Source organism: Trabulsiella odontotermitis, from assembly GCF_030053895.1.
Taxonomy (GTDB): domain Bacteria; phylum Pseudomonadota; class Gammaproteobacteria; order Enterobacterales; family Enterobacteriaceae; genus Trabulsiella; species Trabulsiella odontotermitis_C.
Genome location: NZ_CP125781.1, coordinates 464275 through 484197 on the forward strand (window position 1 = coordinate 464275; position 19923 = coordinate 484197).

27 protein-coding genes are annotated in these 19923 nt (G+C 54.8%); 13 read left to right on the top strand and 14 right to left on the bottom strand.

From position 1 onward, the window contains the following. From npr to QMG90_RS02315, 11 genes are read right to left on the bottom strand one after another with little or no spacing between them, the layout of a single operon-like run. A complete protein-coding gene (npr, locus tag QMG90_RS02265; protein WP_038160839.1) occupies positions 1-273 on the bottom strand; it encodes a PTS phosphocarrier protein NPr in 273 nt (90 codons plus the stop codon). Continuing rightward, complete coding sequence (gene rapZ, locus QMG90_RS02270; RefSeq protein ID WP_038160842.1) at positions 270-1124, bottom strand: RNase adapter RapZ; 855 nt, start codon at positions 1122-1124, stop codon at positions 270-272. The genes npr and rapZ overlap by 4 nt, the downstream gene beginning before the upstream one ends. Before the next feature lie 45 nt (positions 1125-1169). After that, complete coding sequence (gene ptsN / locus QMG90_RS02275; RefSeq protein ID WP_283282547.1) at positions 1170-1658, bottom strand: PTS IIA-like nitrogen regulatory protein PtsN; 489 nt, start codon at positions 1656-1658, stop codon at positions 1170-1172. A gap of 57 nt (positions 1659-1715) precedes the next feature. Further along, positions 1716-2003 (bottom strand): ribosome hibernation promoting factor, encoded by a 288-nt coding sequence (gene hpf, locus QMG90_RS02280; RefSeq protein ID WP_283282548.1) that lies wholly within the window; start codon positions 2001-2003, stop codon positions 1716-1718. A 22-nt stretch (positions 2004-2025) separates the two neighbouring features. Next, positions 2026-3459, bottom strand: a complete 1434-nt coding sequence (gene rpoN / locus QMG90_RS02285) for an RNA polymerase factor sigma-54 (RefSeq protein ID WP_283282549.1) — start codon at positions 3457-3459, stop codon at positions 2026-2028. Positions 3460-3504: 45 nt separating this feature from the next. Beyond that, entirely contained in the window at positions 3505-4230 is a 726-nt protein-coding gene (lptB, locus tag QMG90_RS02290) for an LPS export ABC transporter ATP-binding protein (RefSeq protein WP_038160853.1), read from the bottom strand. Positions 4231-4236: 6 nt separating this feature from the next. Continuing rightward, positions 4237-4791 carry a lipopolysaccharide ABC transporter substrate-binding protein LptA gene (gene lptA, locus QMG90_RS02295; RefSeq protein ID WP_283282550.1) on the bottom strand — a complete coding sequence of 185 codons (555 nt, stop codon included), beginning with the start codon at positions 4789-4791 and terminating at the stop codon, positions 4237-4239. Beyond that, entirely contained in the window at positions 4760-5335 is a 576-nt protein-coding gene (gene lptC, locus QMG90_RS02300; RefSeq protein ID WP_038160859.1) for an LPS export ABC transporter periplasmic protein LptC, read from the bottom strand. Before lptC ends, lptA begins: the two co-directional genes overlap by 32 nt. Continuing rightward, the gene (gene kdsC, locus QMG90_RS02305; protein ID WP_283282551.1) at positions 5332-5898 is read right to left on the bottom strand and encodes a 3-deoxy-manno-octulosonate-8-phosphatase KdsC; all 567 of its coding nucleotides are present in this window, start codon (positions 5896-5898) and stop codon (positions 5332-5334) included. Before kdsC ends, lptC begins: the two co-directional genes overlap by 4 nt. Positions 5899-5912: 14 nt before the next feature. Further along, positions 5913-6899 (bottom strand): arabinose-5-phosphate isomerase KdsD, encoded by a 987-nt coding sequence (kdsD, locus tag QMG90_RS02310; protein WP_038160949.1) that lies wholly within the window; start codon positions 6897-6899, stop codon positions 5913-5915. A gap of 14 nt (positions 6900-6913) precedes the next feature. Further along, positions 6914-7891 carry a calcium/sodium antiporter gene (locus QMG90_RS02315; protein ID WP_283282552.1) on the bottom strand — a complete coding sequence of 326 codons (978 nt, stop codon included), beginning with the start codon at positions 7889-7891 and terminating at the stop codon, positions 6914-6916. A gap of 336 nt (positions 7892-8227) precedes the next feature. Here QMG90_RS02315 and mlaF point away from each other — a divergent pair, with 336 nt between their 5' ends. The 7 genes from mlaF to murA all read left to right on the top strand — a co-directional run bounded on the left by mlaF (position 8228) and on the right by murA (position 13030). Next, positions 8228-9043 carry a phospholipid ABC transporter ATP-binding protein MlaF gene (gene mlaF / locus QMG90_RS02320; RefSeq protein WP_038160864.1) on the top strand — a complete coding sequence of 272 codons (816 nt, stop codon included), beginning with the start codon at positions 8228-8230 and terminating at the stop codon, positions 9041-9043. A 7-nt stretch (positions 9044-9050) separates the two neighbouring features. After that, positions 9051-9833 carry a lipid asymmetry maintenance ABC transporter permease subunit MlaE gene (gene mlaE / locus QMG90_RS02325; protein WP_054179017.1) on the top strand — a complete coding sequence of 261 codons (783 nt, stop codon included), beginning with the start codon at positions 9051-9053 and terminating at the stop codon, positions 9831-9833. Between the two features lie 4 nt (positions 9834-9837). Then, a complete protein-coding gene (gene mlaD / locus QMG90_RS02330) occupies positions 9838-10392 on the top strand; it encodes an outer membrane lipid asymmetry maintenance protein MlaD (protein WP_283282553.1) in 555 nt (184 codons plus the stop codon). An 18-nt stretch (positions 10393-10410) separates the two neighbouring features. Further along, positions 10411-11046, top strand: coding sequence for a phospholipid-binding protein MlaC (gene mlaC, locus QMG90_RS02335; RefSeq protein WP_283282554.1), 636 nt, complete (start codon positions 10411-10413; stop codon positions 11044-11046). Further along, entirely contained in the window at positions 11046-11336 is a 291-nt protein-coding gene (gene mlaB / locus QMG90_RS02340) for a lipid asymmetry maintenance protein MlaB (protein ID WP_283282555.1), read from the top strand. The genes mlaC and mlaB overlap by 1 nt, the downstream gene beginning before the upstream one ends. A gap of 126 nt (positions 11337-11462) precedes the next feature. After that, the gene (gene ibaG / locus QMG90_RS02345) at positions 11463-11717 is read left to right on the top strand and encodes a BolA family iron metabolism protein IbaG (RefSeq protein WP_038160952.1); all 255 of its coding nucleotides are present in this window, start codon (positions 11463-11465) and stop codon (positions 11715-11717) included. A gap of 53 nt (positions 11718-11770) precedes the next feature. Further along, positions 11771-13030, top strand: a complete 1260-nt coding sequence (gene murA / locus QMG90_RS02350; protein ID WP_283282556.1) for a UDP-N-acetylglucosamine 1-carboxyvinyltransferase — start codon at positions 11771-11773, stop codon at positions 13028-13030. 59 nt (positions 13031-13089) lie between these two features. On the opposite strand, the gene sfsB is transcribed toward murA, so the two are convergent. Then, on the bottom strand, positions 13090-13356 hold the full coding sequence (gene sfsB, locus QMG90_RS02355; protein ID WP_038160878.1) for a DNA-binding transcriptional regulator SfsB: 267 nt from the start codon (positions 13354-13356) through the stop codon (positions 13090-13092). A gap of 200 nt (positions 13357-13556) precedes the next feature. Next, positions 13557-14528 carry an octaprenyl diphosphate synthase gene (ispB, locus tag QMG90_RS02360; RefSeq protein WP_283282557.1) on the bottom strand — a complete coding sequence of 324 codons (972 nt, stop codon included), beginning with the start codon at positions 14526-14528 and terminating at the stop codon, positions 13557-13559. Between the two features lie 257 nt (positions 14529-14785). Here ispB and rplU point away from each other — a divergent pair, with 257 nt between their 5' ends. The 4 genes from rplU to cgtA all read left to right on the top strand — a co-directional run bounded on the left by rplU (position 14786) and on the right by cgtA (position 17611). Beyond that, the gene (gene rplU, locus QMG90_RS02365; RefSeq protein ID WP_003025032.1) at positions 14786-15097 is read left to right on the top strand and encodes a 50S ribosomal protein L21; all 312 of its coding nucleotides are present in this window, start codon (positions 14786-14788) and stop codon (positions 15095-15097) included. Between the two features lie 19 nt (positions 15098-15116). After that, complete coding sequence (rpmA, locus tag QMG90_RS02370) at positions 15117-15374, top strand: 50S ribosomal protein L27 (protein WP_003861831.1); 258 nt, start codon at positions 15117-15119, stop codon at positions 15372-15374. A 95-nt stretch (positions 15375-15469) separates the two neighbouring features. Next, entirely contained in the window at positions 15470-16435 is a 966-nt protein-coding gene (locus QMG90_RS02375) for a DMT family transporter (RefSeq protein WP_283282558.1), read from the top strand. A gap of 15 nt (positions 16436-16450) precedes the next feature. Next, entirely contained in the window at positions 16451-17611 is a 1161-nt protein-coding gene (cgtA, locus tag QMG90_RS02380; protein WP_283282559.1) for an Obg family GTPase CgtA, read from the top strand. Positions 17612-17643: 32 nt separating this feature from the next. Here cgtA and dacB read toward each other — a convergent pair whose 3' ends face one another. Next, positions 17644-19077, bottom strand: coding sequence for a serine-type D-Ala-D-Ala carboxypeptidase (gene dacB / locus QMG90_RS02385; protein ID WP_283282560.1), 1434 nt, complete (start codon positions 19075-19077; stop codon positions 17644-17646). Positions 19078-19180: 103 nt separating this feature from the next. On the opposite strand from dacB, the gene QMG90_RS02390 reads away from it, so the two are divergent. Beyond that, positions 19181-19312, top strand: coding sequence for a hypothetical protein (locus QMG90_RS02390; protein WP_283282561.1), 132 nt, complete (start codon positions 19181-19183; stop codon positions 19310-19312). 3 nt (positions 19313-19315) lie between these two features. Continuing rightward, positions 19316-19792, top strand: a complete 477-nt coding sequence (gene greA / locus QMG90_RS02395) for a transcription elongation factor GreA (protein ID WP_049848895.1) — start codon at positions 19316-19318, stop codon at positions 19790-19792. Positions 19793-19923: the final 131 nt, after the last annotated feature.

The following is a 19923-nucleotide window of genomic DNA, read 5'->3' on the forward strand; positions in this document are numbered from 1 at the left end:
TCAGTCTTCGTCGAACCCGGCGTTAAATAGCGCGATGACCGCAGCCATCGCTTCCGCTTCCTGCGGACCGCTGACTTCAATCTCGATCTGCCGGCCCTTCGCGGAATCCAGCATCAACAGCGCAATCACGCTGCTGGCTTCCGCTTCAATGCCTTCGTCGTTTCTTAACAGAACTTCTGCGTCAAATCCCTGAACCAGTTCGAAGAGTTTCATTGCCGGGCGGGCATGCATACCCAGCTTATTGGTGATCTCAACAATCTGTTTTACGGTCATGTTTTACGTTTTTCCAGCGTCCTGTGACGAGACTGCACATTCTTACCGCGCGAGCGGAAGTAGTCGGCCAGTTGTTCGGCAATATACACCGAACGATGTTTACCGCCGGTACAACCGATCGCCACCGTCAGGTAGCTGCGGTTGTTGGTCTCCAGCATCGGTAACCATAGCTCAAGATAGCTGCGGGTCTGGTAAATAAAATTGTGAACTTCAGTATGCCGGTCGAGGAATGCGGCAACCGGTTTGTCCAGACCGGTCATCGGGCGCAGTTTTGGATCCCAGTGCGGGTTAGGCAGGAATCGCACGTCAAACACGTAATCGGCATCGATAGGAATGCCGTGTTTGAAGCCGAAGGATTCAAAGACCATCGTCAGTTCACGTTCGCGTTTGCCCAGCAGACGGGTACGCAGCATTTCTGCCAGCTCGTGAACGGACATTTCAGACGTATCGACGATTAAATCCGCCCGCGAGCGCAACGGCTCAAGCAGATCACTCTCTTCGTCGATAGCGCTTTCCAGCGACAGGTTTTTACTGGAGAGCGGATGCAACCGGCGGGTATCGCTGTAGCGACGAATCAGCGTATTACGGTCGGCATCCAGGAACAGCAGTTGAGGAGAGAACGCGTCCGGCAGATTTTTCATCGCCTGTTCGAAAATCTCAGGCGACTCAGGCATATTGCGCACGTCAATGCTAACGGCGGCGGAGATCTGCCGCTCCGCCAGCGTCTTTGCCAGTTCAGGCAGCAACACGACCGGCAGGTTATCTACACAGTAAAAACCCATATCTTCCAGCGCTCGCAGAGCCACGGATTTTCCCGAGCCTGAGCGGCCGCTGACGATCATCAGTACCATGTACCGTTTCTCCTCAGTACGACAAAGGGAATACACATCTGCCTGTTATGCATCATCACTGCCTTCTGTTTCAGTGATGATTTGATACAGTTCTTCATCGCTTTGCGCGGCGCGCAAGCGGCGACAGATGGTTTTGTCCGCCAGACGCTTAGCGACCAGCGAGAGCGTGTGCAGATGCGTTTTGGTCTGATCGGCAGGCACCAGCAGGGCGAACAGGAGATCCACCGGCTGGTTGTCGATCGCGTCAAACGCGATCGGGGTTTCGAGCTGCACAAAAACGCCAACAGCGCGCAGCGTATCCTCTTCCAGTTTGCCGTGCGGGATGGCGATGCCATTGCCAATCCCCGTACTGCCCATTTTTTCGCGGGTGAGAATCGCTTCAAACACCACCTGAGGAGGCAGACTCAGCTGTTTAGCGGCCAGTTCGCTGATAATTTCCAGCGCACGCTTTTTACTCTGGCAGTGGACGCCGCTACGGGTACATTCCTGGTTAAGGACATTGCTCAATTGTAGAGCCGAATCGTTGTTCATCATAAATTCACCTAAGCATCGCCTGATGCAGAACCCCACATCAGGCGAACACCCGGACAATTAGTGTTGTTTCAGTTTATCTTTATGTTTAGTCAGCTGTCGCGCCAGTTTGTCGATTAATCCGTCAATGGCCGCATACATATCCTGACCTTCCGCACTGGCATGAATTTCGCCTCCATTAACATGCAGAGTGGCATCAGAGACATGCGTCACTTTCTCCACTTTTAACACAATATAGACCTGATTGATCCTTTCGAAATATTGTTCCAGCTTGGCAAATTTCGCCGTGACGAATTCGCGCAGAGCATCGGTAATTTCGACGTTGTGTCCTGTGATGTTGAGCTGCATAGTGTCTTCCTTATCAGTTATGTCACACCAGTTGTTTACGCTGGTTTGACGGCGGAATGGACAGAGACTCTCGGTACTTCGCGACAGTACGGCGCGCAACCATAATGCCCTGTTCAGACAGTATGGACGTAAGCTTACTGTCGCTCAGTGGTTTCGCCGGATTTTCCCCGGCGATTAACTTTTTCACCAGTGCGCGAATTGCCGTTGAGGAGGCTTCGCCGCCCCCTTCAGTGTTCACGTGGCTGGAGAAAAAATATTTAAGCTCAAAAATGCCGCGCGGACTGTGCAGATATTTTTGCGTGGTCACGCGTGAAATGGTGGACTCGTGCATTTCGACGGCCTGGGCGATATCCGCCAGTACCATCGGTTTCATATATTCTTCGCCCTGCTCAAAAAACGCCTGCTGCTGCTCGACAATGCAGCGGCTCACGCGCAGGAGCGTATCGTTACGGCTTTCCAGGCTCTTGATCAGCCACTTCGCTTCCTGCAGATTGCTGCGGATGAACTGGCCATCGGTTTCGCTGCGCACATTGTTGCACATCGCCGCGTAGTGCTGGTTAATTTGCAGGCGCGGAATGCTGTCAGAGTTAAGCTCGACAACCCAGCGGTTGTTGATTTTGCGCACCAGCACGTCGGGGATCACATATTCCGGTTCACCGGTCTGGATCGACTGACCCGGGCGCGGATCCAGCGACTGGATCAAATTGACCGCTTCTTTCAGCACCTCTTCTTTCAGGCGCGTGACGCGCATCAGCGTGCGGAAATCATGGTTCGCAAGGAGATCGAGATGCTCGCTGATGATAAGACGCGCCTCTTCCAGCCTCGGCGTCTCTTTGGCGAATTGTGACAGCTGGATCAGCAGGCAATCGCGAAGATCTTTCGCCGCGACACCGACCGGGTCAAACCGCTGAATGCGCTTGAGCACTGCTTCGACTTCATCGAGACCAATCTCGTCGTTGCCCATGCTGTCGAGGATGTCGTCAACGGTCACCGTCAGATAGCCGGTTTCATCCACGGCATCGACAATCGAGGTGGCAATCGCCCGATCGGTATCGGAAAATGGGGTCAGTTCGACCTGCCACATCAGATAATCCTGCAGGGTCTGGGTGGTTTCACCCTGATAAATCGGCAATTCGTCGTCAATGTAGTCAGCGCTGGTGCCGGAAGGCGTTCCGGCGGTGTAGATTTCGTCCCAGCTGGCGTCAAGCGGTAGCTCGTCCGGCATCTCTTTTTGTTCGAGCGCGTCGACGGAATCCAGCGATTCGTTGTCCTGCTCGTCGGCGGTATCCACTTCCTCATGAAGGTCGGTTTGCTCAAGCAGCGGATTACTCTCCAGCGCCTGCTGAAGTTCCTGCTGAAGCTCAAGCGTCGACAGCTGCAACAAGCGGATGGCCTGTTGCAGCTGCGGCGTCATGGCAAGCTGTTGGCTGAGTCTTAACTGCAAACCTTGCTTCATATTCAGGTCATTACTCTCCGAATGCTGTCAGTTACCCTTACCCTATCAGAGTCTGAAGTCTTCCCCAAGATAGACGCGCTTAACATGCTCATCTTCGAGGATCTGCTGCGGCGTGCCGTGGGCGATCAAATGGCCCTGGCTCACGATGTAAGCGCGTTCACACACCGCCAGCGTTTCGCGAACGTTATGGTCGGTAATGAGGACACCGAGGCCGCTGTCGCGCAGATGTTCAATAATGCGTTTGATGTCGATAACAGAAATGGGATCGACGCCCGCAAACGGCTCATCGAGGAGAATAAATTTCGGATTAGCGGCCAGCGCGCGGGCAATCTCTACGCGGCGGCGTTCACCACCGGAAAGCGACTGGCCGAGGTTGTCGCGCAGGTGCTCGATGTGAAACTCTTCCATCAGCTCGTTCGCGCGATCTTCGCGTTGCTCGTTGCTCAGATCGTCACGAATTTGCAGCACCGCCATCAGGTTATCAAACACGCTCAGACGGCGGAAAATGGAGGCTTCCTGCGGCAAATAGCCGATACCGCGGCGCGCGCGCGCATGCAACGGCAGCAAACTGATGTCTTCGTCATCAATGATAATGTTGCCCGCATCGCGAGGTACAATGCCCACCACCATGTAGAAAGTGGTGGTTTTACCGGCGCCGTTCGGGCCAAGCAGACCGACAATCTCGCCTGAGTTGACGGTCAGACTGACATCTTCCACCACGCGACGGCCCTTATAGGCTTTGGCGAGGTTTTTTGCAGTTAATGTTGCCATAACGAATTAGTTACTCTTCTTTTGCGCCGGGGCCTGGTTGTTGCTCTTGTCCTGCAACTGAGACGGAACCAGCACGGTCGTTACGCGCTTCCCTTTCTCACTGAAGGCCTGCATTTTTTGCTCTTTGACCAGATAAGTGATCTTGTCGCCTTTGATGTTGCTGTCGAGCTGCTCAAGGTAGGCGTTACCGGTCAGCACCACAAAATCGTTCTGCAGTTCATAATGCATTTTAGACGCGTGGCCTTTGACCGGCTTGCCGCTGTCCTGCATCTGGTAGAAAGTGGCCGGATTGCCGAAACCGTCGATCACCTCTTTACCTTTCTCACCGCCCGGACGCGTCACGACGACTTTATCGGCATTGATTTTGATACTGCCCTGCGTCACCACGACGCTGCCGGTAAAGGTCACGACGTTGCCTTGCATATCCAGCGACTGCTGATCGGACTCAATATGAATCGGTTGATCGGTATCACCCGTTAAGGCCAGCGCGGGCACGCTGGCGGCCAGCAGAGCACTGGCAATGACAAGCTTAAGGCTGAGTTTGTTTGTTCTGAATTTCATATGAGGTTCTAACCTTTTCAATCAGCTCGGCGTTTTTGCTGCGTAGATTTCCGCGCATTTTCAGGCCGCTGGAATTAAATGTCGTCCCGTACAGCGTCACCAGGTCATCAGAGGTTACGTCCTGAGTCACCAGGTTAACCTGGGCGTTATCCGTTGTAATTTTCCGCAATTGCGAATCTGCCGTCAGCGCATTAACTTCAACGTGGCCGTACAGATACAGCATACGATCGTTAGTGAGTTTGGCTTTATCTGCCTTAATTGACCAGGTGGGCACTTTATCGGTATCAAACGTCGTCAACACCGGGTTGGTAAACCACGATATCGCCTGGTCAGAAAAATACTCGACGTGCTCGGCGATCAGCCGGTAGTTGAGCGCGCCTTCCGGGCTGTAAACCACCGTATCGGTGTGCTCGCTCTTGTACGTTGGATCACTGGTGTTGGTCACGGTCTGCTCAGAGTCATCATTGCTCGCCAGATTCACGCCGATCAGGATCAGCACGACAAGCGACAGCAGAATGATAACCCAACGTCTGGTTTTACTCATATCGATTGACCTTTGGCTTCCTCAAGCTTGCCCTGCGCCAATAGTATCAAATCGCAAACTTCCCGTACCGCTCCGCGTCCGCCGTTGATACGCGTGACGTAATCGGCGCGCGGAAGAAGCAGGGGGTGGGCGTCCGCCACCGCAACGCTCAGGCCTGTTTCAGCCATCACCGGCCAGTCGATCAGATCATCGCCGACGTAGGCGACCTGCTCCGGGGACAGCGCGAGCGTTGCCAACAGTTCACGGTACGCAATACGCTTATCGGACTGCCCCTGGTAAAGATGGGTAATGCCGAGCGTCGCGCAGCGATCTTCCAGCAGTTTAGCTTTTCGACCGGTAATAATCGCTACCTCGACGTCGGAAGTCAGCACACAACGGATCCCATAGCCGTCGCGCACATTGAACGCTTTCAGCTCTTCGCCGTTGTTGCCCATATAAATGAGGCCATCAGAAAGGACGCCGTCTACATCCAGAATCAGCAGGCGGATTTTTTCCGCTCGTGCGATGACCTCTGCGCTCACGGGGCCGTAGCAGGTCGACACCATTGCACCAGCATTACTCATTCTACTTTCCTTAATTACACTACGCCTGCGCGCAGGAGATCATGCATATGTACCACACCCAGCAAATGGTCGCCATCGGCAACCAGCACGCAGGTCACGTGGCGGGACTGCATCAGGTTGAGCGCATCCACCGCCAGCGTGCCGGGGCGAATACGGATACCGCCCGGCGTCATCACGTCGGCAATGCTGAGCTGGCGCATGTCCGCACCGGTATCAAATACCCGACGCAAGTCACCATCGGTAAAGATACCAAGAATTTGCATTTGGTCATCGCAAATTGCCGTCATCCCGAGATTTTTACGGGTGATTTCCAGCAGTGCATCACGCAGCGACGCCTCTTTCGTGACATGCGGGATTTCATCGCCGGTGTGCATGATGTCGTTCACGCGCAGCAGCAGTTTACGGCCCAGCGCGCCACCGGGGTGGGATAACGCGAAATCTTCCGCGGTAAACCCGCGGGCTTCCAGCAACGCTACGGCCAGCGCATCGCCCATCACCAGCGCTGCGGTAGTGCTGGAGGTTGGCGCGAGCCCTAACGGACAAGCCTCTTTCGGCACTTTTACGCACAGGTGAATATCCGCCGCGCGCGCCATGCTGCTTTCCGGGCGGCTGGTGATGCAAATCAGCGGCACCTGCAGGCGTTTCAATACCGGGATCAGCGCCAGGATCTCATTCGATTCGCCGGAGTTCGACAGGGCGATGACGATATCCTGCGGCGTCACCATGCCTAAATCGCCGTGCGCCGCTTCACCGGGGTGCACAAAGAATGACGAGGTGCCAGTGCTGGCAAACGTCGCCGCCATTTTGCGGCCGATATGCCCGGACTTGCCCATCCCCATCACCACGACCTTACCGCTGCAGTAGAAGATTTTCTCGCAGGCGAGGGCGAAATCCTGATTGATGTACTGATCGAGCTGTGCCAGACCTTCACGTTCAATCGCCAGGACTTCACGCCCTGCTTGCTGAAAGTCAAAACCCGGCTGCAAATCTATTTGCGACATGTTGATTTTCCGATTCATTCCACGAAAAGCGGTGCTACCCAATACAGCATCGCCAGCCATACGATAAAACCGCCGGTCAGCAACAGGCCTGCGCCCTTGCCGATTTGCCGTTGACGGCGCCAGCACAGAAGTGCGAACACGATGCTCACCAGCACCATGACGCCATAATCCCGGGTGAACGCTTGTGGGTTAAACGCGCCCGGCGCAATCAGCGCGGGCAGCCCCAGAACGATGGCGATATTGAAAATATTGGCGCCAATGATATTCCCGATAGCGATATCATCCTCACCTTTCCGTGCGCCCGCGATAGTGGTCGCCAGTTCTGGCAGGCTGGTGCCGATCGCAATGACCGTCAGCCCGATGGTGAGTTCGCTCATGGCAAAATAGTTTGCCAGTACGGTGGCGTTGTCGATCACCATACGGGTCGCCATCGGCATGATGATAAGCGCGAGGCCCAGCCACAGAAACGCCACCGGCAACGAGCCGTCACGCGGCAGTTCTTCTAATTGTTCCCGGGTCAGACTGTCGTTGCCCTGACGCTCGGCCAGGCGCGCGATCTTAATAATGTACAGCAGCCAGAGCGCGGCAAGGGCGAGCAAAAACAGGCCGTCGATGCGGGAAAGTTCGCCATTATACAGTACACAGCCCGCCAGCAGGCTCACGATTAACATTAGCGGCATTTCGCGGCGCAGGATATCAGAATGCACGGTAAAAGGATGGAGCAACGCGGCAAGACCGAGGATCAATAAGATGTTGACGATATTGGAGCCGATCGCCGTGCCGATCGCCAGATCAATCTGGCCATGCATGGAGGCGGCGACGGACACAATGATCTCCGGCAAAGATGTCCCTATGCCAACAACGGTCATGCCGATGATAATCGGCGGGATGCCCAGCGTCCGGCATAATATCGACGCGGCATAAACCAGACGATCGGCACTGTAGACCACAAGTAAGAGACCAATAATTAACAGAGCCGTCGCTAATAGCATCTAAAATCCTTTCTTCAGGTATATACACTTGATCCTTCACGCTGTCTCTTCGTTGGCTGCGCCTGCCCACCTCAGTCACTTACCTATGTAAGCTCCTGAGGATTCCCAGGCTTGCCGCCTCGATGCAGCATGAATGATTGTGTGTATAATCGGGGTCCGCGGCGCAGGGCAGTTCCTGAGAACGTAACGAACTCTTAATTTTGACTTTAAGCGCCGTAAAAGTAAAACAAATGCCAGCTTTCGCTAACCCTCACAGGTAAGATTCTGTAAAAATGTTGGGTTTCGGGCGAGATAACGCGTCATGCTTGTCTTATGAAGTCTATAAAGGATGATCCTATGAGCCAGACTGAGGCGAATTTAGTCGACATACGAGGCGTCAGCTTTTCCCGCGGCAACCGCGTGATTTTCGATGATATTTCGCTGTCGGTACCGCGCGGAAAGATCACCGCGATCATGGGGCCGTCAGGGATCGGTAAGACCACGCTGCTGCGGTTGATCGGCGGGCAAATTCCGCCGGATTCGGGCGAGATCCTCTTTGATGGCGAGAATGTACCGCAAATGTCGCGTTCTCGTCTTTATACCGTGCGTAAGCGCATGAGTATGCTGTTTCAGTCCGGCGCACTGTTTACCGATATGAACGTTTTCGACAACGTCGCGTACCCGTTGCGTGAGCACACGCATCTGCCGGATGCGTTGCTGCACAGTACGGTAATGATGAAACTCGAAGCCGTCGGCCTGCGCGGCGCGGCGAAACTGATGCCGTCGGAACTCTCCGGCGGGATGGCGCGCCGGGCGGCGCTGGCGCGGGCGATTGCCCTTGAGCCTGATCTCATTATGTTCGACGAACCGTTTGTCGGTCAGGATCCCATCACCATGGGCGTGCTGGTGAAGCTGATTTCCGAGCTCAACAGCATTCTGGGTGTGACCTGCATTGTGGTGTCTCACGATGTTCCTGAAGTGCTCAGCATCGCCGATTTCGCCTATATCGTGGCGGATAAAAAAATTGTCGCTCAGGGGAGCGCGCAGTCGCTGCGGGAAAATAGCGATCCCCGGGTACGTCAGTTCCTGGATGGGATTGCCGACGGCCCGGTGCCGTTCCGCTATCCTGCTGGCGACTATCATCAAGATCTCTTACCAGGCACAGGGAGTTAACTGACTCATGCTGTTAAATGCACTGGCTGCGCTCGGGCGACGGGGGATTAAAACCACCGCCACCTTTGGTCGCGCCGGGTTAATGTTATTCAACGCCGTCGTCGGCAAACCTGAGTTTCGCAAACACGCGCCGCTGCTGGTTCGTCAGTTGTATAACGTGGGCGTGTTGTCGATGCTTATCATCATTGTCTCGGGCGTGTTTATCGGGATGGTGCTCGGGCTGCAGGGGTATCTGGTGCTGACCACGTACAGCGCGGAAACCAGCCTCGGCATGCTGGTGGCGCTGTCGCTGCTGCGTGAGCTCGGGCCGGTGGTCGCCGCGCTGCTCTTCGCTGGTCGCGCCGGGTCGGCACTGACTGCGGAAATTGGCCTGATGCGTGCTACCGAGCAACTCTCGAGCATGGAAATGATGGCGGTTGACCCGCTGCGCCGGGTGATTTCACCGCGCCTGTGGGCCGGGATCATCTCCCTGCCGCTGCTGACGATCATTTTCGTGGCGGTAGGCGTCTGGGGTGGTTCGCTGGTCGGTGTGAGCTGGAAGGGCATCGACGCAGGATTTTTCTGGACGGCGATGCAAAACGCCGTCGACTGGCGCCTTGATCTGGTGAACTGCCTGATCAAGAGCGTGGTATTCGCCATTACGGTGACATGGATTGCGTTATTCAACGGTTACGATGCGATCCCCACGTCGGCCGGGATCAGCCGGGCAACGACGCGCACGGTGGTGCACTCGTCGCTGGCGGTCCTCGGACTGGATTTTGTGCTGACAGCATTGATGTTTGGGAATTGAGTTCATGCAAACGAAAAAAAGTGAAATTTGGGTGGGTGTGTTTCTGCTGGTCGCGCTGTTGGCAGCGCTGTTCATCTGCCTGAAAGCGGCAAACGTCACGTCGATGCACACCGAGCCGACTTACCGTCTCTATGCGACGTTCGACAACATCGGCGGGCTGAAGGCGCGTTCCCCGGTGCGTATTGGCGGCGTGGTAATTGGCCGTGTGGCAGACATTTCCCTCGATTCCAAAACGTATCTGCCGCGCGTGGCGATGGATATCGAACAGCGCTACAACCATATCCCGGATACCAGTTCACTGGCGATTCGCACCTCAGGCCTGCTCGGCGAGCAGTTTCTGGCGCTCAACGTCGGGTTTGAAGACCCGGAACTGGGAACGTCTATCCTTAAAGAAGGTGACACCATCCAGGACACGAAGTCCGCTATGGTGCTCGAAGATTTAATCGGTCAGTTCCTCTACAACAGTAAAGGCGATGACAATAAGAATTCTGGCGATGCGCAGGGGGCCGGTGAGGGACATACTGACGCAGCACCGTCCGCAGCGGGTACGACGAAATAATTTCAGGAGAATGAAGACATGTTTAAACGTTTACTGATGGTTGGCATGTTGGTGCTTGCGCCATTGACGGCAGCAAATGCAGCCGACCAGTCTAACCCCTACAAACTGATGAATGAGGCGGCGCAGAAGACGTTTGACCGCCTCAAAAATGAGCAACCGCAAATTCGTTCTAACCCGGACTATCTGCGTCAGGTCGTAGATCAGGAGCTGTTGCCGTATGTCCAGGTGAAATATGCCGGGGCGCTGGTGCTGGGGCGTTACTATAAAGAAGCAACGCCGGCGCAGCGTGATGCGTACTTCGCGGCGTTCCGTGAATATCTGAAACAAGCTTACGGCCAGGCGCTGGCAATGTATCACGGCCAGACCTATCAGATTGCGCCCGAACAGCCGCTGGGCGATGCGACTATCGTGCCGATCCGCGTGACCATTCTCGATCCGAACGGCCGTCCGCCGGTGCGTCTGGACTTCCAGTGGCGTAAAAACAGCCAGAGCGGTAACTGGCAGGCGTATGACATGATCGCGGAAGGCGTCAGCATGATCACCACCAAGCAAAATGAGTGGAGCGACCTGCTGCGTACCAAAGGCATTGACGGGCTGACGACGCAACTGCAGTCCATCGCAAAACAGCCGATCACCCTGGAACAAAAGAAATAATGGCAAACGAACTGAGCTGGAATCGCGAAAACGGCCGTCTATCGTTGTATGGCGAACTGGATCAGGACTGGCTGGTGCCGCTGTGGCATGCCCGCGCTGACGCCACCAAAGAGGTGGAGGTGATCGACCTGACAGGCGTGACCCGCGTGGATACCGCCGGGCTGGCGTTACTCATCCATCTGATTGCGGATATTCGCGCGCAGGGCAGAACCGTCAGCCTTAGCGGAAAAAGCGAAAATGTACAGACGCTGGCTCAGTTATATAACCTGCCTGCGGATATGATCCCGTAATTCTTTCAGTACGTTATTATTCAAAGCCCCATTGTTTTTCAGAATGGGGCTTTTTGCTTGTTTAAGACAGCGCCACTTTCCTCTAAGATGATGAGCTGTTTACCCAACCAGATGAAATTTGAACCCATGGAAAATCATGAAATTCAGACAGTGCTGATGAACGCACTCTCGCTAAAGGAAGTCCACGTCTCTGGCGATGGCAGTCACTTTCAGGTTATTGCTGTGGGTGAGTTATTTGACGGCATGAACCGGGTCAAGAAACAGCAAACCATTTATGGCCCGCTGATGGAATACATTGCGGATAACCGCATCCATGCCCTGTCGATCAAAGCGTATACGCCGCAAGAGTGGGAACGCGATCGCAAACTGAACGGCTTTTGAGCCGGAGCGACTACGTTCCGGCAAGTGTGAATTCTTAACAGAGACCAGAATTAATGGATAAATTTCGTGTGCAGGGGCCAACGCGGCTCCAGGGCGAAGTCACCATCTCAGGTGCAAAAAACGCCGCGCTTCCTATCCTCTTCGCTACGCTGCTGGCGGAAGAGCCGGTAGAGATCCAGAACGTGCCAAAGCTGAAAGACATCGACACCACGATGAAACTGCTGAGCCAGCTCGGCACCAAAGTTGAGCGCAACGGCTCCGTCTGGATTGACGCTGGTCCGGTAGACGTCTACTGCGCGCCATATGAACTGGTCAAAACCATGCGCGCGTCCATCTGGGCGTTGGGGCCGCTGGTGGCGCGTTTCGGCCAGGGTCAGGTTTCTCTGCCGGGCGGCTGTGCGATCGGCGCACGTCCGGTGGATCTGCATATCAGCGGCCTTGAGCAACTGGGGGCTGAAATCAAGCTCGAAGAAGGTTACGTCAAAGCGTCTGTGAATGGCCGCCTGAAAGGCGCGCACATCGTCATGGATAAAGTCAGCGTGGGCGCGACCGTCACCATCATGAGCGCGGCGACACTGGCGGAAGGGACGACCATTATCGAAAATGCGGCCCGTGAGCCGGAAATTGTCGATACTGCAAACTTCCTCAACACGCTGGGTGCGAAAATCAGCGGCCAGGGTACCGACCGCATTACCATCGAAGGTGTTGCCCGTCTTGGTGGCGGTGTGTACCGCGTACTGCCGGATCGTATCGAAACCGGGACGTTCCTCGTCGCGGCAGCCATTTCTGGCGGTAAAATTCTGTGCCGCAACGCCCAGCCGGATACGCTGGACGCGGTGCTGGCAAAACTGCGTGAAGCGGGTGCGGAAATTGAAACTGGTGAAGATTGGATCAGCCTCGACATGCACGGCAAACGCCCGAAAGCCGTGAATGTGCGCACTGCGCCGCATCCGGGGTTCCCGACTGACATGCAGGCTCAGTTCACGTTGCTGAACCTGGTGGCTGAAGGCACTGGTGTCATCACCGAAACCATCTTTGAAAACCGCTTTATGCACATCCCTGAGCTGATTCGTATGGGTGCGCATGCGGAGATCGAAAGCAATACGGCTATCTGCCATGGGGTTGAAACGCTGTCCGGGGCCCAGGTGATGGCGACGGATCTGCGCGCCTCGGCCAGTCTGGTGCTGGCAGGGTGTATTGCGGAAGGCACCACGGTTGTCGATCGTATTTATCATATCGATCGCGGTTATGAGCGTATTGAAGATAAACTGCGTGCGCTGGGCGCAAACATTGAGCGCGTGAAAGGCGAGTAACGCACTTTTTTCTGAAACGCAGCCCCCTGCCGTGCTGGCAAGGGGGTTGCTGCCACATGTTACTTCTTGCGTTGCCGCATCAGGCGCGTTCTGTCGATAAACTCATGCGTGATGGGATCATGATACCGGGACGGCCAGATAATCCAGGGATCGGTCTCGAGCGCTGTCGCGATAATCACTTCACCTTTCGGCCATGGTCGGGTCAGGGCATTGGCGAGCGTCGACGAGCTGAGTCCGTTTTTTCGGGACTCCGCCGCCAGTGACGTTCCTTTTTTGCGTAATCCCGAAATGATATCTGCCGGATGCCAGTCAATAAACTTATCCATTTTTTCTCCCTGTAATTGACGTTATCAGAGTGTCGCCGCGTACTGCGACCCGGGTACTATAACGCCGGAAGAAGATTTGTTCTAAAAAGTTCAAGTAAAGCGATGTAAGATTCGGAAAATATCAAGGTATCAGGGAACTACGAGAAAATGATAATTGTTTTATTGGAGCGTTCTCGCACTTTTGTACGAGAACGTGTCAATTAGCGATCGCGCTGAACGGCGATGTGGGCAAGGGCGACCAGCGCTTCACGCCAGGGGGTATCGGGAAGAACCTGAAGTGCGGCAATGGCTTTATCGGCTTCTTCTTCCGCGCGGGTCCGCGTCCATTCGAGAGAACCGCAGGAGGCCATCGTTTCCAGAACAGGTTCCAGCAAATGCCGGCCATTACCCTGTTCAATGGCACCGCGGATCATCGCCGCCTGTTCTGCAGTGCCGTGACGCATTGCATGCAGCAATGGCAGCGTCGGTTTGCCTTCATTCAGGTCATCACCCACGTTTTTACCCAGCGTCTGACCGTCGGCGCTGTAATCAAGCAGATCGTCAATCAGCTGAAACGCCGTGCCGAGGTAGCGACCGTAATCCTGCAACCCTTTCTCTTGCTCTGGCGTACAGTTCGCCAGCAGACCGGAGCACTGGGCCGCCGCTTCGAACAACCGCGCGGTCTTGCTATAAATGACGCGCATGTAATTCGCTTCGGTGATGTCGGGATCGTTGACGTTCATCAACTGCAGCACTTCTCCTTCAGCGATCACGTTGACCGCCTCGGACATGATTTCCAGCACTTTGAGCGAACCGAGGCTGGTCATCATCTGAAACGCGCGGGTATAGATGAAGTCGCCGACCAGCACGCTGGCGGCGTTACCGAATGCCGCATTGGCGGTGGCTTTACCGCGTCGCATGTCGGACTCATCCACCACATCGTCATGAAGTAGGGTAGCTGTATGGATAAACTCAATCAGCGCAGCGATGGTGACGTGAGCGTTACCCTCGTAGCCCACCGCGCGCGCAGCCAGTACCGCAATCATCGGTCGGATGCGTTTACCGCCGCCGCTGATGATGTAGTACCCCAGTTGACTGATCAACTGCACGTCGGAATTGAGCTGTTCGAGAATTGTCGCATTGACTCCCGCCATGTCTTGCGCGGTTAACTCATTGATTTTTTCTAAATTCATCGCAAAAGCCGGGCTAAATGTCCTGTTTACCGCTGACTCTCAGGAGAAAGCGTAGGGTTTACCTTAGAATTGTAGACATGATTGTACTGAAAAAACGCGCCAGATAAACGTTGCCGTGCCAGTTGTGTTTTTTTTCTGCATGGATTGACGATCACACTTGTCAAAGGCGCGCGTTTTGCGTAATATTCGCGCCCTATTGTGAATATTTATAGCGCACTCTGAATCACACGATTACGTGCGCGGAAGCGGAGTTTTATATGTACGCGGTTTTCCAAAGTGGTGGTAAACAACACCGAGTAAGCGAAGGTCAGACCGTTCGCCTGGAAAAGCTGGACATCGCAACTGGCGAATCTGTTGAATTCGCAGAAGTTCTGATGATCGCAAACGGTGAAGAAGTCAAAATCGGCGTTCCTTTCGTTGATGGCGGCGTAATCAAAGCTGAAGTTGTTGCTCACGGTCGTGGCGAGAAAGTTAAAATCGTTAAGTTTCGTCGCCGTAAACACTATCGTAAGCAGCAGGGCCACCGTCAGTGGTTCACTGACGTGAAAATTACTGGCATCAGCGCCTAAGACCTGAGGAGAGATTTAAATGGCACATAAAAAGGCTGGCGGCTCCACTCGTAACGGTCGCGATTCAGAAGCTAAACGCCTGGGCGTTAAGCGTTTCGGTGGCGAATCCGTTCTGGCGGGTAGCATCATCGTTCGTCAACGTGGCACCAAATTCCACGCTGGCACTAACGTAGGTTGCGGTCGTGACCACACTCTGTTTGCTAAAGCAGACGGTAAAGTGAAATTCGAAGTTAAAGGCCCGAACAACCGTAAATACATCAGCATCGTTGCTGAGTAAGGTTTTCTCGGTCCGGTAACGGATTAAAGCCCCGCAACGTGTTGCGGGGCTTTTTACATTGGAAACCCGAAAAATTTTCTGTAGGGAAAACGGGCATGAAGCAGCAGGCCGGCATTGGTATTCTTTTGGCACTCACCACAGCCGTGTGCTGGGGCGCGTTGCCCATTGCCATGAAACAGGTGCTTGAAGTGATGGAGCCGCCGACAGTGGTGTTCTATCGCTTTCTGATGGCAAGCATTGGCCTTGGGGCCATCCTGGCGATAAAAGGGAAACTTCCGCCGCTGCGTATTTTTCGAAAACCGCGCTGGCTGGTGCTGTTAGCGATTGCCACGGGCGGCTTGTTCGGAAACTTCATTCTGTTCAGCTCTTCCCTGCAATACCTTAGCCCGACGGCGTCGCAGGTGATTGGTCAACTGTCGCCGGTCGGCATGATGGTGGCGAGCGTCGTCATCCTCAAAGAGAAGATGCGCGGCACCCAGGTGGTCGGCGCGTTGATGCTGCTCAGTGGTCTGGTGATGTTCTTCAACACCAGCCTGATTGAAATTTTTACCCGCCTGACGGATTACACCTGGGGCGTGATTTTCGGCGTTGCCGCCGCCGCAGTGTGGGTGAGTTATGGCGTCGCGCAAAAGGTGTTATTGCGCCGTCTGGCGTCACAGCAGATCCTCTTTTTGCTGTACACTTTATGTACGATAGCATTGTTGCCGCTGGCAGCGCCGGGACAAGTATTTGCGCTGAGTAACTGGCAACTGGCTTGCCTCATTTTCTGCGGTTTGAATACCCTGGTGGGTTATGGTGCGCTGGCAGAAGCCATGGCGCGCTGGCAGGCGGCGCAGGTGAGCGCGTTAATCACGCTTACCCCCTTATTTACGCTGTTATTTTCGGATTTATTGTCACTGGCCTGGCCCGATTTCTTCGCCAGACCGATGTTAAACCTTTTAGGTTATCTCGGTGCGTTTGTCGTGGTTGCGGGCGCGATGTATTCCGCCATTGGTCATCGTCTTTGGGGACGCTGGCGCAAGCGTGAAGCGGTGATTCCGTTGCCGCGCTCAGGCGAATGATTTACGGAGAGTAAGATGAAGTTTGTTGATGAAGCAACGATCCTTGTGGTCGCAGGTGATGGCGGTAATGGTTGCGTCAGCTTCCGCCGCGAAAAATACATTCCGAAAGGTGGCCCGGATGGCGGCGACGGCGGCGACGGCGGCGACGTCTGGCTTGAGGCGGATGAAAACCTCAACACGCTGATCGACTATCGTTTCGAAAAAGCCTTCCGCGCTGAACGCGGACAGAATGGCCAGAGCCGCGATTGTACTGGTAAACGCGGTCAGGACGTCACCGTGAAGGTGCCGGTCGGAACGCGCGTTATCGATCAGGGCACCGGGGAAGTCATGGGCGACATGACCAAACACGGTCAGCGTCTGATGGTGGCGAAGGGCGGCTGGCACGGCCTGGGCAACACCCGTTTTAAATCCTCCGTCAACCGTACGCCACGTCAGAAAACGATGGGCACACCGGGCGACAAGCGCGACCTGCAACTGGAGCTGATGCTGCTGGCGGATGTCGGTATGCTGGGCATGCCGAATGCCGGTAAATCCACCTTCATCCGCGCGGTATCTGCGGCGAAGCCGAAAGTGGCGGATTATCCGTTCACCACGCTGGTACCGAGCCTTGGCGTTGTCCGTATGGATAACGAGAAGAGCTTTGTGGTCGCTGACATCCCAGGGCTGATTGAAGGCGCCGCAGAAGGCGCGGGTCTGGGTATTCGCTTCCTGAAGCACCTTGAGCGCTGTCGTGTGCTGCTGCATCTCATCGATCTCGAGCCTATCGACGGTTCCGATCCGGTGGAAAACGCCCGCATCATCACTGGCGAGCTGGAGAAATACAGTGAAAAACTGGCCTCCAAGCCACGCTGGCTGGTCTTCAACAAGATAGACCTGATGGATAAAGCCGTGGCGGAAGAGAAGGCGAAAGCCATCGCTGACGCGCTGGGCTGGGAAGATAAATACTATCTCATCTCTGCGGCGAGCCAGGTCGGCGTGAAAGATCTGTGCTGGGACGTCATGACCTTTATCATCGAAAATCCGATTGTTCAGACCGAAGAAGAGAAAGTCGCGGAGAAAGTCGAGTTTATGTGGGACGACTATCACCGCGAGCAGCTCGAAGAGACAGAAGTCGAGGACGATGAAGACTGGGACGAAGACGACGAAGAAGGCGTCGAATTTATCTACAAGCGTTAAGTTGAAAAGGCTCCCGACGGGAGCCTTTTACATTAGTTGTTCTGATAAATATCTTTATACAACCGGCTTTCAAAGCGAACTAACGGAATTCGGCGGTTACGCTGATCGGCCGGCTCTACCGCATAGCCGGAAAGGTACTGCACGAAGGCCATGCGCTGACCGCTGGCGGTGGTGATGAAACCGGCAAGGTTATAAACGCCCTGCAGCGATCCTGTTTTCGCCGACACTTTCCCGTCCACCCCTGCCGCGTGCAAACCTGCACGGTATTGCAGAGAACCATCGTGACCGGCGAGTGGCAGCATGGTGATGAAGTTCAGTTCGTTGTCATGCTGGGCGATGTACTGCAACACCTGCATCATTGTTGCCGGGGCGAGCAGATTGTGCCGTGATAACCCGGAACCGTCGGCAATGATCGTATTTCCTAAGTCCACGCCAGCCTGCTGGCGGAGGATCTGCCGCACGGCATCAGAGCCCGCGCGCCAGGTGCCGGGCACGCCGAAACGCGCATGACCAATCATGCGAAACACCGTATCGGCAATCATGTTATCTGATTTTTTCAGCATGATTTTCAGCAGATCGTGCAGCGGCGCCGACTGCTTGCTGGCGATGACCGTGCCCGCTTCATCGGGTAGCGTCTGGCGCAGCAGTGTGCCGGTGTAGCTGATGCCTGCCTGCTTAAGTTCGTCTTTCAGGATAGCCCCGGCGTAGGCCGCGCCATCCTGAATGGCGAACGCCAGCGGCAGCGGTTCGCTGCGCTGCGGCAGGCAGCCTGTCAGCGTGAAACGGTTGAGATCGCCAGGTACGACGTCGAGTTCGCAGTACTGGGCATCGCCAGAGCCGCGCGCCAGCGTTCGCACCTGGCTGAACATGGTGACCGGGTAGTAAGACGCGACGCGAATAAACGCCAGATCACCGGGTTTTTGTGCGCTGTAGAGCGACACTGAGAAACAGTTACGATCAACAATCGCGGCGGCGGGAGGGGCGCTAAAGCACTGCGTCATGTCGTTCCACGGCCAGCCGGGGGCTTTATCATGGCTGGCGAAAACAGAGGTGTCGATGAGGAGATTTCCCTCGACTTTTTCGACGCCAGATCGCTTCAGAACGGCCACCATATTGCGAATATCCTGACGTTTTAGCGTCGGATCGCCACCGAAGCGGGCAATAAGGTCGCCTTTCAGAACACCACTTTCTACGCTACCCTTACTTTCCAGTGTGGTCGTAAAACGAAAGTCCGGGCCAAGCTGGAGCAGCGCCGCCAGTGCCGTAATCACTTTCTGTGTACTGGCCGGTAACGCCATCTGCTGGGCGTGATAGTCAATCTCTGGCGATGGTGCGCCAACTTTTTGAACCATAAGCGCAAGATTGGCACCTGCGGGAAGCTGGTTAACGTATTCGTCAACATTCGCCGCCTGCACACCGAACGCTATACTGGTGGTCAATCCGATGATAAATCTGGAAAATCGCATAATCCCGCGCTAACAACCTGGAAACCAGCCGCCATACTACGGCGCATTGCCCTGAAAAGTAAACGATGACCCATAGTGAACTTCAGGTTAAAATGCGTATCAAATGAAAAAATTGCTGCTGACCTGGGGTTTTTCCCCGGGTCAGTTTTCTTTTGCTTTTGCCCTGCCATTCGCGGGACGGAAGCTCCGGAACGGCGTCAATCCGTTCCTCGAAGGAATGATGAAAGAGGTATAACAAATGCAAGCTATTCCGATGACCTTACGTGGTGCCGAAAAACTACGCGAAGAACTGGAGTACCTGAAATCCGTTCGTCGCCCTGAAATCATTGCGGCCATCGCCGAAGCCCGCGAGCACGGCGATCTGAAAGAAAATGCGGAATACCACGCCGCGCGTGAGCAGCAGGGCTTTTGTGAAGGCCGAATCAAAGACATCGAAGCGAAATTGTCTAATGCACAGGTCATCGACATCACCAAAATGCCGAAAAACGGCCGGGTGATTTTTGGCGCGACGGTGAGCGTTCTGAACCTCGATAACGACGAAGAACAGACCTACCGCATCGTGGGCGATGACGAAGCGGATTTTAAGCAAAATCTGATTTCTGTGAACTCGCCTATCGCACGCGGCCTGATCGGCAAAGAGCAGGATGACGTTGTGGTCATCCGTACGCCGGGCGGCGAAGTCGAATACGAAATCATCAAGGTGGAATACCTGTGATTTCAACTCAGCACATGATGTGTTGAAAGATTGTAAAGATAAGAAAAAGGCCGCTATGCGGCCTTTTAACAACGTAAAGAGCATGGCATTTTGCTCGTCTGCTCGCGGAACCCTCGTTTTACACAACCTTG

Excerpts from the sequence above, each read along its gene's own strand:
- QMG90_RS02375 (WP_283282558.1), top strand. The coding sequence starts at position 15,470 with ATGAAGCAGCAGGCCGGCATTGGTATTCTTTTGGCACTCACCACAGCC.
- kdsD (WP_038160949.1), bottom strand. The coding sequence starts at position 6,899 with ATGTCGCAAATAGATTTGCAGCCGGGTTTTGACTTTCAGCAAGCAGGG.
- sfsB (WP_038160878.1), bottom strand. The coding sequence starts at position 13,356 with ATGGATAAGTTTATTGACTGGCATCCGGCAGATATCATTTCGGGATTA.
- mlaC (WP_283282554.1), top strand. The coding sequence starts at position 10,411 with ATGTTTAAACGTTTACTGATGGTTGGCATGTTGGTGCTTGCGCCATTG.
- npr (WP_038160839.1), bottom strand. The coding sequence starts at position 273 with ATGACCGTAAAACAGATTGTTGAGATCACCAATAAGCTGGGTATGCAT.
- rplU (WP_003025032.1), top strand. The coding sequence starts at position 14,786 with ATGTACGCGGTTTTCCAAAGTGGTGGTAAACAACACCGAGTAAGCGAA.
- mlaB (WP_283282555.1), top strand. The coding sequence starts at position 11,046 with ATGGCAAACGAACTGAGCTGGAATCGCGAAAACGGCCGTCTATCGTTG.
- rapZ (WP_038160842.1), bottom strand. The coding sequence starts at position 1,124 with ATGGTACTGATGATCGTCAGCGGCCGCTCAGGCTCGGGAAAATCCGTG.
- lptA (WP_283282550.1), bottom strand. The coding sequence starts at position 4,791 with ATGAAATTCAGAACAAACAAACTCAGCCTTAAGCTTGTCATTGCCAGT.
- lptC (WP_038160859.1), bottom strand. The coding sequence starts at position 5,335 with ATGAGTAAAACCAGACGTTGGGTTATCATTCTGCTGTCGCTTGTCGTG.
- kdsC (WP_283282551.1), bottom strand. The coding sequence starts at position 5,898 with ATGAGTAATGCTGGTGCAATGGTGTCGACCTGCTACGGCCCCGTGAGC.
- murA (WP_283282556.1), top strand. The coding sequence starts at position 11,771 with ATGGATAAATTTCGTGTGCAGGGGCCAACGCGGCTCCAGGGCGAAGTC.
- ptsN (WP_283282547.1), bottom strand. The coding sequence starts at position 1,658 with ATGATGAACAACGATTCGGCTCTACAATTGAGCAATGTCCTTAACCAG.
- QMG90_RS02390 (WP_283282561.1), top strand. The coding sequence starts at position 19,181 with ATGAAAAAATTGCTGCTGACCTGGGGTTTTTCCCCGGGTCAGTTTTCT.
- mlaF (WP_038160864.1), top strand. The coding sequence starts at position 8,228 with ATGAGCCAGACTGAGGCGAATTTAGTCGACATACGAGGCGTCAGCTTT.
- rpmA (WP_003861831.1), top strand. The coding sequence starts at position 15,117 with ATGGCACATAAAAAGGCTGGCGGCTCCACTCGTAACGGTCGCGATTCA.
- ispB (WP_283282557.1), bottom strand. The coding sequence starts at position 14,528 with ATGAATTTAGAAAAAATCAATGAGTTAACCGCGCAAGACATGGCGGGA.
- mlaE (WP_054179017.1), top strand. The coding sequence starts at position 9,051 with ATGCTGTTAAATGCACTGGCTGCGCTCGGGCGACGGGGGATTAAAACC.
- dacB (WP_283282560.1), bottom strand. The coding sequence starts at position 19,077 with ATGCGATTTTCCAGATTTATCATCGGATTGACCACCAGTATAGCGTTC.
- ibaG (WP_038160952.1), top strand. The coding sequence starts at position 11,463 with ATGGAAAATCATGAAATTCAGACAGTGCTGATGAACGCACTCTCGCTA.
- cgtA (WP_283282559.1), top strand. The coding sequence starts at position 16,451 with ATGAAGTTTGTTGATGAAGCAACGATCCTTGTGGTCGCAGGTGATGGC.
- hpf (WP_283282548.1), bottom strand. The coding sequence starts at position 2,003 with ATGCAGCTCAACATCACAGGACACAACGTCGAAATTACCGATGCTCTG.
- greA (WP_049848895.1), top strand. The coding sequence starts at position 19,316 with ATGCAAGCTATTCCGATGACCTTACGTGGTGCCGAAAAACTACGCGAA.
- QMG90_RS02315 (WP_283282552.1), bottom strand. The coding sequence starts at position 7,891 with ATGCTATTAGCGACGGCTCTGTTAATTATTGGTCTCTTACTTGTGGTC.
- rpoN (WP_283282549.1), bottom strand. The coding sequence starts at position 3,459 with ATGAAGCAAGGTTTGCAGTTAAGACTCAGCCAACAGCTTGCCATGACG.
- mlaD (WP_283282553.1), top strand. The coding sequence starts at position 9,838 with ATGCAAACGAAAAAAAGTGAAATTTGGGTGGGTGTGTTTCTGCTGGTC.
- lptB (WP_038160853.1), bottom strand. The coding sequence starts at position 4,230 with ATGGCAACATTAACTGCAAAAAACCTCGCCAAAGCCTATAAGGGCCGT.